Genomic DNA, 13,973 nt, shown 5'->3' with positions numbered 1-13,973 from the left:
TAGCTGTAGTTATTAAAATCACTTCACCTTAGAAAATCTCAATCGTGACAATGCGCACAAATCGTTAACCTTAGCCCCAGCAAATCAGGGGGAATACATGCTGTTACACGTTTTATATTTAATTGGTATTACTGCCGAAGCCATGACCGGTGCGCTTGCGGCTGGGCGTCGTCGTATGGATACATTTGGCGTCATTATCATTGCCACCGCGACGGCCATTGGCGGCGGCTCGGTACGCGACATTCTTCTCGGCCATTATCCGCTCGGCTGGGTAAAGCACCCTGAATACGTTATTATCGTGGCGACCGCTGCGGTACTCACCACCATTATTGCCCCCGTCATGCCCTATCTGCGTAAAATATTCCTCGTCCTGGATGCGCTGGGCCTGGTGGTCTTTTCTATTATTGGCGCCCAGGTGGCGTTGGATATGGGTCATGGACCGATTATTGCCGTGGTCGCTGCGGTCACTACCGGGGTCTTTGGTGGTGTATTACGTGACATGTTCTGCAAACGCATCCCGTTAGTATTCCAGAAAGAACTGTATGCCGGCGTTTCATTTGCCGCTGCGGTGCTGTATATCGTGCTGCAACATTATGTCTCCAGCCACGATGTGGTGGTGATCTCTACCCTGCTCTTTGGCTTTACCGCCCGACTGCTGGCGCTGCGCCTGAAGTTGGGGCTGCCGGTATTTTACTATCGCCATGAAGGCCATTAAGGCATAAAGCCCGTGATCCGCTGAGCAGCTAACCAGTTGCTCAGCGCTATGATCTTTTTATCCTCCAGCCATTGAATAACCTGTCGTGCCCGTCGCTCCCCCATGAAAGGAAGCTGCCGCCAGCTTTGTTCACTGCGCTCCCGTAACTGCTGCCACGAACCATCCCGACTGGCATTCAACGTTGCCTGTGTTAACGGTATTCCCATGGCAATCACCCAGCGCGTAAATGGAAGATGGCGTGACAGATTGAACTGATGCCACAGCTTCCCCCCTTTGTTCACGCCAAATGTGGACTGTAGCTGCTCCTGCGTTAATCCAAGCCAGGAAAAAATATGTTCAAAGCGATACGTCTGATGTAGCTCCCGCCATCCCGCCTCGCCCATACCCTCCAGCCCTAACACATCTTTGGCCCCCAGCCAGACGAGCCTGGCAACAAACTGTTCCTGACACTCCGCTGTGGCATAAAAACAAGTTAGTGAATTGAAGCGCCCCTCAGGTGGTGCTGGCTTATTACGCTGGATGCTGCGCCAGACCACCTCATCTATACGGGGGATCCCCTGTCCGGCCAGACTTATCAGAATCTGATCGCCAGGCGCAATATCCCATTCATTCCAGCGCCGGACTGAGCCAATATTGACGCGCTGCACCCGCTTATCATCCAGCATGACGGGGACCAGCAATGCAACCACCGCAATTTTCCCGCTTTTGCCAACGGAAAACTGAATACCCGTCACCTCAGATACCCTGGCCACGGGAGGATATTTCCACGCTGCCAGCCAGTCTCCCTGTCCGGGTAGCCAGTATTGCGCCCGCGGTTCTTTTCCCGTTCGCACCACCACACCATCCGTCACAAAAGGTAACGCTGAAGTCCACCACCTGGCACGCGCCTGCTCGACGTCATCCACACTCTTCACGGCCTGAGTATATCGTTGCGTGAAACTGAACCCGGCAGCAGTGAGTTGCTCAAGTCTTTCCGACATGGCAATTGGACCATCAGGCCAGGCCCAGATAAAAATAGCCAGCGAGCGTAACATTTCCGGGTTGCTCTGGCGCATCATCATTCCAGCAACCTTTGAGCGGGCGTTCATTCCCCCTCTCTGCTGCTGAATATGCCCTTGTTGCTGCAAAAATATCTCCCCCTGCAACGTACTGTTAGAGAGCGGCCCGCTGGTAGTACGTGGAACGGAAGGGATCTGAAGAACCTTTTGCGTCCAGTCTTCGCCTTTCAGACCGTTACCACGGCTAATCGCCCGTATCAGATTTCCATTGCGATAAACCAGCGTGACCGCCACGCCATCCACCTTCGGCTGCACCCAGAGATCGCTACGAGCATGCATCCATTGCTGTAGCGCTTGCTTATCGGCAAGTTTTCGAACTCCCGTATGGGGAACGGGGTGCGAGACTGTTCCACTTATTGGGGGCGCAGATAGATCTGATGGGGCTTCATCGCCAAAACAGCGCTGCCATTGGATGAGTTGCGCATTGAGCTGGTCATAAACAGCGTCGTCTACGACACTTTCCCCTTGTTTCCAGTAACTGTCATTCCACTGTGTTATCTGCTGCTGTAGCCGTGAAATTTCCTCTTGTGCCCTGGCTGGCGACCAGACGGGGCATACCGCCCATGAGGGTAGATACCACATTAGCAAAACCAGCCCTATGCATTTCCATAATCCCATGCTATCTCCGCTGAACAGTACGTTTCCCGGCAGGTATAACGCGAATTGAAATGGAAACAGAGAGGCAAAAACTTATCCTGCGAGCAACGTTCCTGACATTTGCACGAATTGCTGCAAATCGCGGATAAAACAGGAAACTGGTACGCAAAACGCAATAAACATGCGCAAAAAGTGTGACAAGGGCTACGTCACATAGCGGCTACGTGTATAATAAGCCCGTATGTAGGCTCTCTTTCGACAATCACATACATTAAGATACTCATGGCTCAAGGCACGCTTTATATTGTTTCTGCCCCCAGTGGCGCGGGTAAATCCAGCCTGATTCAGGCTTTATTAAAGACCCAACCGTTGTATGACACCCAGGTTTCTGTTTCGCACACCACGCGCGCACCGCGCCCGGGGGAAGTGCACGGTGAACACTATTTTTTTGTGAACCATGACGAATTCAGAACCATGATTGGCAGAGAAGCGTTCCTGGAACACGCTGAGGTTTTCGGTAATTACTACGGCACCTCGCGTGAGACCATTGAGCAAGTGTTAGCATCCGGCGTAGACGTCTTTTTAGATATCGACTGGCAAGGTGCGCAGCAAATTCGTCAAAAAATGCCGCATGCGCGCAGTATTTTTATTTTGCCGCCATCTAAGATTGAGCTGGATCGCCGTCTTCGTGGCCGCGGTCAGGATAGCGAAGACGTGATCGCAAAACGTATGGCGCAAGCTGTTGCAGAAATGAGCCATTACGCCGAATATGATTATCTTATTGTGAATGATGATTTCGATACCGCCCTGGGCGATTTGAAAACTATCATTCGCGCCGAACGTCTGCGCATGAGCCGCCAAAAGCAGCGTCATGACGCTTTAATCAGCAAACTGTTGGCAGACTGAACCCACATTCAGTATCATGCCCAGTCATTTCTTCACCTGTGGAGCATTTTAAGTATGGCACGCGTAACTGTTCAGGACGCTGTAGAGAAAATTGGTAACCGTTTTGACCTGGTACTGGTCGCCGCGCGTCGCGCTCGTCAGATGCAGGTAGGCGGAAAGGATCCGCTCGTACCGGAAGAAAACGATAAAACTACCGTTATCGCGCTGCGCGAAATCGAAGAAGGTCTGATCAACAACCAGATCCTCGACGTGCGTGAGCGCCAGGAACAGCAAGAGCAGGAAGCCGCTGAATTACAAGCCGTTACCGCTATTGCTGAAGGTCGTCGTTAATCACAAAGCGGGTCGCCCTTGTATCTGTTTGAAAGCCTGAATCAACTGATTCAAAACTACCTGCCGGAAGACCAGATTAAGCGTCTTCGGCAGGCGTATCTCGTTGCACGTGACGCTCACGAGGGCCAGACACGTTCAAGCGGTGAACCCTATATCACGCACCCGGTAGCGGTAGCCTGCATTCTGGCCGAGATGAAACTCGACTATGAAACGCTGATGGCTGCGCTGCTGCATGACGTGATTGAAGATACCCCAGCCACCTACCAGGACATGGAACAGCTTTTTGGTAAAAGCGTTGCTGAACTGGTAGAAGGGGTGTCGAAACTTGATAAGCTTAAGTTTCGCGATAAGAAAGAGGCGCAAGCTGAAAACTTTCGCAAGATGATTATGGCGATGGTGCAGGATATCCGCGTCATTCTCATCAAACTCGCTGACCGTACCCACAACATGCGCACGCTGGGCTCATTACGCCCGGACAAGCGTCGCCGCATCGCCCGTGAAACCCTCGAAATCTATAGTCCGCTGGCACACCGTTTAGGTATTCATCACATTAAAACCGAGCTGGAAGAGCTGGGTTTTGAAGCGCTGTACCCGAACCGCTATCGCGTGATTAAAGAAGTGGTTAAAGCCGCTCGTGGCAACCGCAAAGAGATGATTCAAAAAATCCTCTCGGAAATCGAAGGGCGTTTACAGGAGGCAGGTATTCCGTGTCGCGTAAGTGGCCGCGAGAAGCACCTGTACTCTATTTACTGCAAAATGGTGCTCAAAGAGCAGCGTTTTCACTCCATCATGGATATCTACGCTTTTCGCGTTATCGTTCATGATTCCGATACCTGTTATCGCGTACTCGGCCAGATGCACAGCCTGTACAAACCTCGTCCTGGTCGCGTGAAAGACTATATCGCCATTCCGAAAGCGAACGGATATCAGTCTTTGCACACCTCAATGATCGGCCCTCACGGCGTCCCGGTTGAAGTACAGATTCGTACCGAAGACATGGACCAGATGGCAGAGATGGGTGTAGCAGCGCACTGGGCTTACAAAGAGCACGGCGGCGAAAGCAGCACCACCGCACAAATCCGCGCTCAACGCTGGATGCAAAGTCTGCTGGAACTGCAGCAGAGCGCCGGTAGCTCGTTTGAATTTATTGAAAGCGTCAAATCTGATCTCTTCCCGGATGAGATTTATGTTTTCACACCGGAAGGGCGCATTGTCGAACTGCCTGCCGGTGCAACACCTGTCGACTTCGCCTACGCCGTGCATACCGATATCGGTCACGCCTGCGTCGGCGCACGCGTCGACAGACAACCTTACCCGCTTTCGCAGCCGCTCTTTAGCGGACAGACCGTTGAGATTATTACCGCTCCGGGCGCCCGTCCGAATGCAGCGTGGCTCAACTTCGTCGTCAGTTCGAAAGCGCGCGCCAAAATTCGCCAACTGCTGAAAAACCTCAAGCGCGATGATTCCGTCAGTCTGGGTCGTCGACTGCTCAACCATGCCTTAGGCGGTAGCCGTAAACTGGCTGAGATCCCGCCAGAGAGCATCCAGCGTGAGCTTGAGCGCATGAAGCTCGCCACGCTTGACGATCTGCTCGCGGAAATCGGTCTGGGTAACGCCATGAGCGTGGTGGTAGCGAAAAACCTCCAGCAGGGCGAAGCAACGGCAAACGTGCCAGCGCAATCAGGCCACGGTCATCTGCCGATCAAAGGCGCAGATGGCGTGCTGATCACCTTCGCGAAATGCTGTCGTCCGATTCCTGGCGATCCAATCATTGCCCACGTCAGTCCGGGTAAAGGTCTGGTGATTCACCATGAATCCTGCCGTAACATTCGTGGCTATCAAAAAGAGCCAGAGAAGTTTATGGCGGTGGAATGGGATAAAGAGACAGAGCAGGAGTTCATCACCGAGATTAAGGTGGATATGTTTAACCACCAGGGTGCTCTGGCGAACCTGACGGCGGCAATCAACACGACTACCTCCAACATTCAAAGTCTGAATACGGAAGAGAAAGATGGCCGCGTCTATAGCGCCTTTATTCGCCTGACCGCTCGCGATCGCGTGCACCTGGCGAATATCATGCGCAAAATCCGCGTCATGCCGGACGTGATAAAAGTCACCCGTAACCGTAACTAGAACACGTTTTATGAATACTCAACGTTATGCACGTATTTGCGAGATGCTCGCACGTCGTCAGCCCGATCTGACCGTCTGCATGGAGCAGGTCCACAAACCTCATAACGTTTCTGCAATCATTCGTACTGCAGACGCGGTCGGCGTGCATGAAGTCCACGCCGTCTGGCCTGGTAGCCGTATGCGCACCATGGCCTCTTCTGCCGCAGGCAGCAACAGTTGGGTACAGGTGAAGACTCACCGCACTATTGGCGATGCGGTCACACATTTAAAAAGCCAGGGTATGCAGGTTCTGGCAACACATCTGTCAGATAAAGCCGTGGATTTTCGCGAGATTGATTACACGCGCCCCACCTGCATCCTGATGGGCCAGGAGAAAACCGGCATCACTCAGGAAGCGTTGGATCTGGCGGATCAGGACATCATCATTCCCATGACTGGCATGGTGCAATCGCTGAACGTTTCGGTCGCCTCCGCGCTGATTCTGTACGAAGCACAGCGCCAGCGGCAAAACGCCGGCATGTACCGACGAGAAAACAGCATGCTGGCGCAAGATGAGCAGCAGCGTTTGCTGTTTGAAGGCGGTTATCCGGTGCTGGCGAATGTCGCTAAGCGCAAAGGTCTTCCCTACCCCCACGTAAACACGCAGGGCGAAATTGAAGCCGATGCAACGTGGTGGGCCACTATGCAATCTGCGAGATAAACGCGATGAAAGGCCGTTTACTGGATGCCATCCCACTCAATTCTCTGACCGGCGTTGGCGCAGCGCAAAGCAGTAAACTGGCGAAAATTGGCCTGCACACCGTGCAGGACCTTCTGCTCCACCTCCCTCTGCGTTACGAAGACCGCACGCACCTGTACCCGATTGGCGAACTGCTGCCGGGCGTTTACGCCACCGTAGAAGGCGAAGTGCTGAACTGCAATATCACCTTCGGCGGACGCCGGATGATGACCTGTCAGATCAGTGATGGCTCCGGCATTCTCACCATGCGCTTTTTCAACTTCAGCGCCGCAATGAAAAACAGTCTCGCCACCGGTCGCCGGGTGCTGGCCTATGGCGAAGCCAAACGCGGAAAATACGGCGCAGAGATGATCCACCCGGAGTATCGCGTGCAGGGCGATCTCAGCACGCCGGAATTGCAGGAAACGCTCACACCGGTGTATCCAACCACCGAAGGCGTGAAACAGGCCACGCTGCGCAAACTGACCGATCAAGCGCTGGACCTGCTCGATACCTGCGCCATTGCCGAACTGCTGCCGCCAGAGCTGTTGCAGGGCATGATGAGCCTGCCGGAAGCTCTGCGCACATTGCACCGTCCACCGCCGTCACTGCAGTTGAGCGATCTGGAAACCGGTCAGCATCCAGCACAGCGACGTCTGATACTGGAAGAATTGCTGGCGCATAACCTCAGCATGCTGGCACTACGCGCCGGGGCGCAACGTTTCCACGCCCAGCCGCTGCTCGCAAACAACGCGCTGAAAGATAAGCTGCTGGCGGCTCTACCGTTTAGACCCACCGGCGCCCAGGCCCGCGTTACCGCTGAGATCGAACGCGATATGGCACTGGATGTCCCCATGATGCGTCTGGTACAGGGCGATGTCGGCTCAGGTAAAACGCTGGTTGCGGCGCTGGCCGCCCTACGTGCCATCGCACATGGTAAGCAAGTTGCGCTGATGGCCCCCACCGAACTATTGGCTGAACAGCACGCCAATAACTTCCGCAACTGGTTCGCGCCACTGGGCATTGAAGTTGGCTGGCTGGCAGGTAAACAGAAAGGCAAAGCGCGCCTGGCACAGCAGGAAGCTATCGCCAGCGGTGAGGTGCAGATGATTGTCGGCACGCACGCAATTTTCCAGGAACAGGTGCAGTTCAACGGACTGGCACTGGTTATCATCGACGAACAGCACCGTTTTGGCGTACATCAGCGCCTGGCGCTGTGGGAGAAAGGTCAGCAGCAGGGTTTCCATCCACACCAGCTAATCATGACCGCCACCCCAATCCCGCGCACGCTGGCGATGACCGCCTATGCCGATCTCGACACATCGGTCATTGACGAACTCCCTCCGGGGCGTACACCGGTCACCACGGTGGCGATTCCGGATACCCGCCGCAGCGATATTATTGACCGCGTGCGCAACGCTTGTACCCATGAAGGGCGTCAGGCGTACTGGGTCTGTACGCTGATTGAGGAGTCTGATTTGTTAGAAGCTCAGGCCGCTGAAGCCACGTGGGAAGAGCTTAAACTGGTGCTGCCAGAGCTGAATATTGGCCTGGTACACGGCCGTATGAAGCCCGCAGAGAAGCAGTCGGTAATGGCGGCGTTTAAGCAGGGCGAATTGCAGCTGCTGGTTGCCACCACGGTGATTGAAGTGGGCGTAGACGTACCTAACGCCAGCCTGATGATTATTGAAAACCCGGAGCGCTTGGGCCTGGCGCAGTTGCACCAGCTACGTGGTCGCGTAGGTCGTGGCGCGGTGGCCTCCCACTGCGTCCTGCTCTACAAATCGCCGCTGTCAAAAACCGCGCAAAAACGTCTGCAGGTTCTGCGAGACAGCAACGACGGATTCGTGATCGCGCAAAAAGACTTGGAGATCCGCGGGCCCGGCGAGCTGTTGGGTACGCGCCAGACCGGAACGGCAGAATTCAAAGTTGCAGATTTGCTGCGCGATCAGGCGATTATCCCGGAAGTTCAGCGCATTGCCCGTCATATTCACGAACGTTACCCGCAACAAGCTGTGGCGCTGATTGAACGCTGGATGCCGGAAACCGAGCGCTACTCCAACGCATAGTAGATTCATAGCAGCGGCGGATGTGACTCCGCCGCACAGACATTATTGCGCAAAAATCGGCAGCAGCAGATACAGCTTAATCACCAGCGCATTGACGATATCGATAAAGAACGCCCCCACCATCGGCACCACCAGAAACGCCATATGGGATGGTCCAAAACGTTCTGTAATTGCCTGCATGTTGGCAATCGCCGTGGGTGTCGCACCGAGGCCAAAACCGCAGTGTCCGGCTGCCAGCACGGCGGCATCGTAGTTCTTACCCATCATGCGCCAGGTGACGAATATCGCGTACAGCGCCATGAAAATGGTCTGCACAACCAGGATTGCCAGCATCGGCAGGGCCAGAGAAGCCAGCTCCCACAGCTTCAGACTCATTAGCGCCATCGCCAGGAACAGCGACAGGCTAACGTTACCCAACACCGAAACCGCGCGCTCGAATACCCGATAAAAACCCATTAACGCCAGGCCGTTACTGAGGATCACCCCAACAAACAGCACGCAGACGAAAGTCGGCAGTTCCAGCACCGTTCCGACCAACATTTGTGCAACGATTTTACCCACCGTCAGACAGATAGCGATCAGCGCAATGGTTTCAATCAGCACCAGCGAAGTGATTATGCGTCCAACATCTGGCTTTTCAAATGCGGTAGGCACAGCCTGATCGTCCGGCATGCCGTCTGGCGTGGTAGAGTGTTTGACCAGATAGCGGGCCACCGGGCCGCCAATCAATCCGCCCAGCACCAGGCCAAACGTTGCGCAAGCCATCGCCACTTCAGTCGCATTAGCGAAACCATAGCGCTCAATAAACAGTTTGCTCCATGCAGCCCCGGTTCCATGCCCGCCAGAGAGGGTTATCGAACCGGCGATCAGACCCATCAGCGGATCCAGACCCAGCAGAGTCGCCATACCAATACCGATGGCGTTTTGCATCAGCAGCAGGCCAACAACCACAATCAGAAAGATACCCACCACGCGGCCACCCGCGCGCAGGCTGGCGATATTGGCGTTCAGGCCGATAGTGGCGAAGAATGCCAGCATCAGCGGATCGCGCAGGGTCATATCGAAGTTCACTTCCCAACCCATGCTTTTTTTCAGCACCAGCAGCGCAATCGCCACCAGCAATCCGCCAGCTACCGGTTCGGGAATGGTGTATTTTTTCAGGAAGGAAACAGACTGGACGAGCTTACGTCCCAGCAGCAACACAAGGGTTGCCGCAACCAGCGTTGATAACGTATCGAGATAAAACATTTACAACTCCATTAGTGCGTTTAGCACAATCACGCACGATGCATTCCAGACCGATTTTTAGCTCTTATTGAGTTTTCGGTGTGGATTTTAAGCAGAAAATCATGAAAAGTTATATAAAAATGTTTGTTTATCCGTTTTAAATATTAAGAACACCTGGTAGCAAACGTTTGCATTTCCGCCATGGTCAGATAAAATCACCGCTTTTCCACCATGGGATTGCCTCTGATGTCCGTTAACGCCGTAGAGTCAACAAATGCGCAACCGGTTGCGCAGACTCACAACAGTGAACTGATTTACCGTCTTGAAGATCGCCCCCCGCTAGCCCAGACCCTGTTTGCCGCCTGTCAGCACCTGCTGGCCATGTTCGTCGCGGTAATCACCCCAGCGCTGTTAATTTGCCAAGCGCTCGGTTTACCGGCTCAGGATACTCAACACATTATCAGTATGTCGCTGTTCGCATCCGGCGTGGCTTCTATCATTCAGATCAAAGCCTGGGGGCCGGTCGGCTCAGGGCTATTATCCATTCAGGGCACCAGCTTTAACTTTGTTGCGCCACTGATTATGGGCGGTACAGCGCTAAAAACCGGTGGTGCTGATGTCCCAACCATGATGGCGGCGCTGTTCGGTACACTGATGCTGGCAAGCTGCACTGAGATGGTTATCTCACGCGTACTGCATCTGGCGCGTCGTATCATTACCCCGCTGGTCTCAGGCGTGGTGGTGATGATTATCGGCCTGTCGCTGATTCAGGTGGGGCTGACGTCGATTGGCGGCGGCTATGCTGCAATGAGCGACAACACCTTTGGCGCGCCAAAGAATTTACTGCTGGCAGGCGTCGTGCTGGCGCTGATTATCCTGCTTAACCGCCAGCGCAACCCGTACCTGCGCGTTGCGTCACTGGTGATTGCGATGGCGGCAGGTTACCTGTTGGCGTGGTTTATGGATATGCTGCCGCAAAATACCGCGCCGGTAAGTCAGGACCTGCTGATGGTGCCAACGCCGTTGTATTATGGCCTGGGTATCGACTGGAGCTTACTGCTGCCGCTGATGCTGGTGTTTATGATTACCTCGCTGGAAACCATCGGTGATATTACGGCCACCTCCGATGTCTCCGAGCAGCCCGTTTCTGGTCCGCTGTATATGAAACGCCTGAAAGGCGGAGTACTGGCGAACGGTCTGAACTCGTTTGTTTCAGCCGTATTTAACACCTTCCCGAACTCCTGTTTTGGACAAAACAACGGGGTTATTCAGTTAACGGGCGTTGCCAGCCGCTACGTTGGTTTTGTGGTTGCGCTGATGCTGATCGCGTTGGGCCTGTTCCCGGCGGTCAGCGGTTTTGTACAGCATATTCCTGAGCCAGTACTCGGCGGTGCTACGCTGGTGATGTTCGGTACTATCGCGGCATCCGGCGTGCGTATCGTATCCCGCGAACCGCTGAACCGCCGCGCAATTCTGATTATCGCGCTGTCGCTGGCCGTCGGCCTCGGCGTTTCCCAGCAGCCGCTGATCCTGCAGTTCGCTCCGGACTGGGTGAAAAACCTGCTCTCTTCCGGCATTGCCGCAGGCGGTATTACCGCTATCGTTCTGAATCTGGTGTTCCCACCAGAGAAGCAATAAGCAAAATGCGGCATTGGTTCTGAATCAACGCCGCTGTAACGCTCTTTCACCATTCCCGCCTTGAGCATTGCGCCTAAATCGTGCATAACTTGACTATGTGCACTTCGCGGGATGGAAGACCATGAAATTTATTGGAAAGCTGCTTCTTTACGTGCTGATCGCCCTTGCAGTGGCGATCCTCGGCTTATATTTTCTACTGCAAACCCGCTGGGGCGCAGAGCACGTCAGCGCCTGGGTTTCGCAGAACAGCAGCTACCATCTGGCATTTGATGCCATCGATCACCGGTTTTCTTCTCCTTCCCATATTCTGCTGGAAAACGTCACCTTTGGCCGGGATGGTCAGCCCGCAACGCTGGTCGCCAAAACGGTCGATATTGGACTGAGCAGCCGCCAAATCACCGACCCGCTGCACGTAGACACCATTCTTTTGCAAAACGGCACGCTGAATCTTTCCCAGCAAACTGCGCCGCTGCCGTTCCAGGCCGATCGCCTGCAATTGCAAGATATGGCGCTTAACAGTCCCGGTAGCGAGTGGACCCTGAGCGCGCAGCGCGTTAACGGCGGAGTCATTCCCTGGAGTCCTGAGGCAGGTAAAATTCTCGGGAGTAAAGCGCAAATTCAGCTCAGCGCCAGTTCGTTAACGCTGAACGACGTCCCCACGACCAACGTATTGATTGAAGGCAGTATTGACCACGACCGTGTGACGCTGAGCAATATTGGCGCAGACGTGGCGCGTGGCGCATTAACCGGCGTGGCACAACGCAATGCCGACGGTAGTTGGGTAGTGGAGAATCTGCGCCTGAACGATATTCGGCTGCAAAGCGATAAATCGCTGGCCGAGTTTTTTGCTCCGTTAAGCACTATTCCTTCCCTGCAAATTGGTCGTCTGGAAGTAACAGATGCCCGTCTGCAAGGCCCTGACTGGGCGGTGACGGATCTCGATCTGAGCTTGCGCAACATGACCTTCAGCAAGGACGACTGGCAAACTCAGGAAGGAAAACTGTCGATGAACGCCAGCGAGTTTATCTACGGCTCTCTGCACTTTTTCGATCCGATTATGAATGCCGAGTTCTCGCCGCAGGGCATAGCGCTGCGTCAGTTCACCACCCGCTGGGAAGGGGGAATGGTCAGAACATCCGGAAACTGGCAGCGCAACAACAAAGCGCTGGTCCTCGATGATGCCGCCATTGCCGGTCTGGAGTACACGCTGCCGGAAAACTGGAAACTGCTGTGGATGAAACCTCTACCAGCCTGGCTAGCCAGCCTGACGCTGAAGAAATTCAGCGCCAGCCGTAATCTGGTGATTGATATCGACCCGAGCTTCCCATGGCAGCTCACCGCGCTGGACGGCTACGGTGCTAACCTCGGGCTGGTGCAGAACAATCAGTGGGGGATCTGGAGCGGGAGCGCTAACCTCAACGCCGCTGCCGGCACCTTTAACCGCACCGACGTGCGTCGTCCTTCGCTGGCGCTGACGGCGAACAGCAGCACCATCAATATCAGCGAACTAAGCGCCTATACGGAAAAAGGGTTGCTGGAGGCCACTGCCAGTATTTCACAGTTGCCTCAGCGTCAAACTCAGGTCAGCCTGAACGGGCGCGGCGTGCCAATGACGATTCTGCAGCAGTGGGGATGGCCCGCACTGCCGCTTTCCGGCGACGGTAACATCCAGCTTACCGCCAGCGGCAATATTCAAGCCGATGCGCCACTCAAGCCAACGGTCAGCGGCCAGTTGCATGCGGTGAACGTGGAGAAACAGCAGGTAACGCAAACCATGCAGGCGGGCGTGGTATCCGGTAGTGAAGTTACCGCCCCACCCGCTGCGCAGTAAAATCTGACGGCCCGGCGGCGCTTTGCCTGCCGGGTCGCCGTTTATCGCTGTAAGCGCGCATATTCACTGCACAACAGCCACTTCACCGGCTCGTCCTCTTCTATCGCCGGGAAGCGACCGCCTGGCTCAAGGAAGTGATTGTCATGCAGGTCGTCATTGACCATCGAGATCTCCCAGCCCAGCACGAACGCTTTCTCCGCCCAAAAGCGATGATACAACCGCGGCGGCAGGCATACCCCCTGCCCCGGTTTCAATACCAGCGTCTCGCCAGCGTCAACGGAACGCCGCTGACCATCGACGCTAACCTCAACAATACGCCGGGCATCATACCCGTCATCAGGCGTAGCCCACGCCAACTGCATACATAAATCACCGCCGCCGCGGTTAACGATATCTTCCATTTTATGGCGATGAAAATGCCATGGCGTCTGCTGATCCTGCTGAATCTGCAGCATCTTTTCGGCGTACGGTTTGGGGTAGCTGGCTGACCCTAACTGACCATTGCGCAACGTCAGTAACGTCAGCCCCGTTTGCGCAAAATCTCCGCGCCCAAAGTCGGTTATATCCCAGCCCAGTTGGAGATCGAGCACTTCACGCCACAGAGTGTGATCCTGTTGCCGCCAGGCGTCAGCCGTAAAATACGCAAAGTCAGGCAGGCAAACCCGAAAAGTCTCGGCGATGGCATGCGCTTTATCGACGGCATAATTAATGTGTGAACGCTTCATTCCACTTTTCCTTGTTGCGAAAAAGG

Annotated in this window: 11 protein-coding genes; 8 read left to right on the top strand and 3 right to left on the bottom strand. The window is 54.7% G+C overall.

The features are described from left to right. The first annotated feature begins 97 nt into the window (after window positions 1–97). Complete coding sequence (locus GFC06_RS05015; protein ID WP_003024049.1) at window positions 98–715, top strand: trimeric intracellular cation channel family protein; 618 nt, start codon at window positions 98–100, stop codon at window positions 713–715. Here GFC06_RS05015 and ligB read toward each other — a convergent pair. Beyond that, complete coding sequence (ligB, locus tag GFC06_RS05010) at window positions 712–2,391, bottom strand: NAD-dependent DNA ligase LigB (RefSeq protein WP_153689898.1); 1,680 nt, start codon at window positions 2,389–2,391, stop codon at window positions 712–714. The two genes, GFC06_RS05015 and ligB, sit on opposite strands and share 4 nt — an antisense overlap. Window positions 2,392–2,652: 261 nt before the next feature. On the opposite strand from ligB, the gene gmk reads away from it, so the two are divergent. The 5 genes from gmk to recG are packed head-to-tail and all read left to right on the top strand — an operon-like array spanning window position 2,653 to window position 8,526. After that, window positions 2,653–3,276, top strand: coding sequence for a guanylate kinase (gene gmk / locus GFC06_RS05005; RefSeq protein WP_103767020.1), 624 nt, complete (start codon window positions 2,653–2,655; stop codon window positions 3,274–3,276). A gap of 54 nt (window positions 3,277–3,330) precedes the next feature. Further along, window positions 3,331–3,606 (top strand): DNA-directed RNA polymerase subunit omega, encoded by a 276-nt coding sequence (gene rpoZ / locus GFC06_RS05000; protein ID WP_000135058.1) that lies wholly within the window; start codon window positions 3,331–3,333, stop codon window positions 3,604–3,606. Window positions 3,607–3,624: 18 nt separating this feature from the next. Then, window positions 3,625–5,739 carry a bifunctional GTP diphosphokinase/guanosine-3',5'-bis pyrophosphate 3'-pyrophosphohydrolase gene (gene spoT, locus GFC06_RS04995; protein WP_003024038.1) on the top strand — a complete coding sequence of 705 codons (2,115 nt, stop codon included), beginning with the start codon at window positions 3,625–3,627 and terminating at the stop codon, window positions 5,737–5,739. Window positions 5,740–5,749: 10 nt separating this feature from the next. Then, the gene (gene trmH, locus GFC06_RS04990) at window positions 5,750–6,439 is read left to right on the top strand and encodes a tRNA (guanosine(18)-2'-O)-methyltransferase TrmH (protein WP_016155007.1); all 690 of its coding nucleotides are present in this window, start codon (window positions 5,750–5,752) and stop codon (window positions 6,437–6,439) included. Between the two features lie 5 nt (window positions 6,440–6,444). Continuing rightward, a complete protein-coding gene (recG, locus tag GFC06_RS04985; protein WP_153689897.1) occupies window positions 6,445–8,526 on the top strand; it encodes an ATP-dependent DNA helicase RecG in 2,082 nt (693 codons plus the stop codon). 42 nt (window positions 8,527–8,568) lie between these two features. Here recG and gltS read toward each other — a convergent pair whose 3' ends face one another. Then, window positions 8,569–9,774: a sodium/glutamate symporter gene (gene gltS / locus GFC06_RS04980; RefSeq protein WP_016155009.1), complete on the bottom strand. Its 1,206-nt coding sequence runs from the start codon at window positions 9,772–9,774 to the stop codon at window positions 8,569–8,571. A 225-nt stretch (window positions 9,775–9,999) separates the two neighbouring features. On the opposite strand from gltS, the gene xanP reads away from it, so the two are divergent. After that, window positions 10,000–11,391 carry a xanthine/proton symporter XanP gene (gene xanP, locus GFC06_RS04975; protein ID WP_003024026.1) on the top strand — a complete coding sequence of 464 codons (1,392 nt, stop codon included), beginning with the start codon at window positions 10,000–10,002 and terminating at the stop codon, window positions 11,389–11,391. Between the two features lie 121 nt (window positions 11,392–11,512). Next, window positions 11,513–13,222, top strand: a complete 1,710-nt coding sequence (locus GFC06_RS04970; protein WP_153689896.1) for an AsmA family protein — start codon at window positions 11,513–11,515, stop codon at window positions 13,220–13,222. 41 nt (window positions 13,223–13,263) lie between these two features. On the opposite strand, the gene GFC06_RS04965 is transcribed toward GFC06_RS04970, so the two are convergent. Next, window positions 13,264–13,947 carry a D-lyxose/D-mannose family sugar isomerase gene (locus GFC06_RS04965; RefSeq protein WP_016155011.1) on the bottom strand — a complete coding sequence of 228 codons (684 nt, stop codon included), beginning with the start codon at window positions 13,945–13,947 and terminating at the stop codon, window positions 13,264–13,266. Window positions 13,948–13,973 lie beyond the last annotated feature (26 nt).

The organism is Citrobacter braakii, assembly GCF_009648935.1.
In the GTDB taxonomy this organism is placed as follows: Bacteria; Pseudomonadota; Gammaproteobacteria; order Enterobacterales; family Enterobacteriaceae; genus Citrobacter; species Citrobacter braakii.
Note: the sequence above shows the minus strand (reverse complement) of the source record. Positions and strands in the feature narration are given on the sequence as shown.

Coding starts and splice junctions, on each gene's coding strand:
- GFC06_RS04970 (WP_153689896.1), top strand. CDS start 11,513: ATGAAATTTATTGGAAAGCTGCTTCTTTACGTGCTGATCGCCCTTGCA.
- gmk (WP_103767020.1), top strand. CDS start 2,653: ATGGCTCAAGGCACGCTTTATATTGTTTCTGCCCCCAGTGGCGCGGGT.
- GFC06_RS05015 (WP_003024049.1), top strand. CDS start 98: ATGCTGTTACACGTTTTATATTTAATTGGTATTACTGCCGAAGCCATG.
- GFC06_RS04965 (WP_016155011.1), bottom strand. CDS start 13,947: ATGAAGCGTTCACACATTAATTATGCCGTCGATAAAGCGCATGCCATC.
- recG (WP_153689897.1), top strand. CDS start 6,445: ATGAAAGGCCGTTTACTGGATGCCATCCCACTCAATTCTCTGACCGGC.
- rpoZ (WP_000135058.1), top strand. CDS start 3,331: ATGGCACGCGTAACTGTTCAGGACGCTGTAGAGAAAATTGGTAACCGT.
- xanP (WP_003024026.1), top strand. CDS start 10,000: ATGTCCGTTAACGCCGTAGAGTCAACAAATGCGCAACCGGTTGCGCAG.
- ligB (WP_153689898.1), bottom strand. CDS start 2,391: ATGGGATTATGGAAATGCATAGGGCTGGTTTTGCTAATGTGGTATCTA.
- gltS (WP_016155009.1), bottom strand. CDS start 9,774: ATGTTTTATCTCGATACGTTATCAACGCTGGTTGCGGCAACCCTTGTG.
- trmH (WP_016155007.1), top strand. CDS start 5,750: ATGAATACTCAACGTTATGCACGTATTTGCGAGATGCTCGCACGTCGT.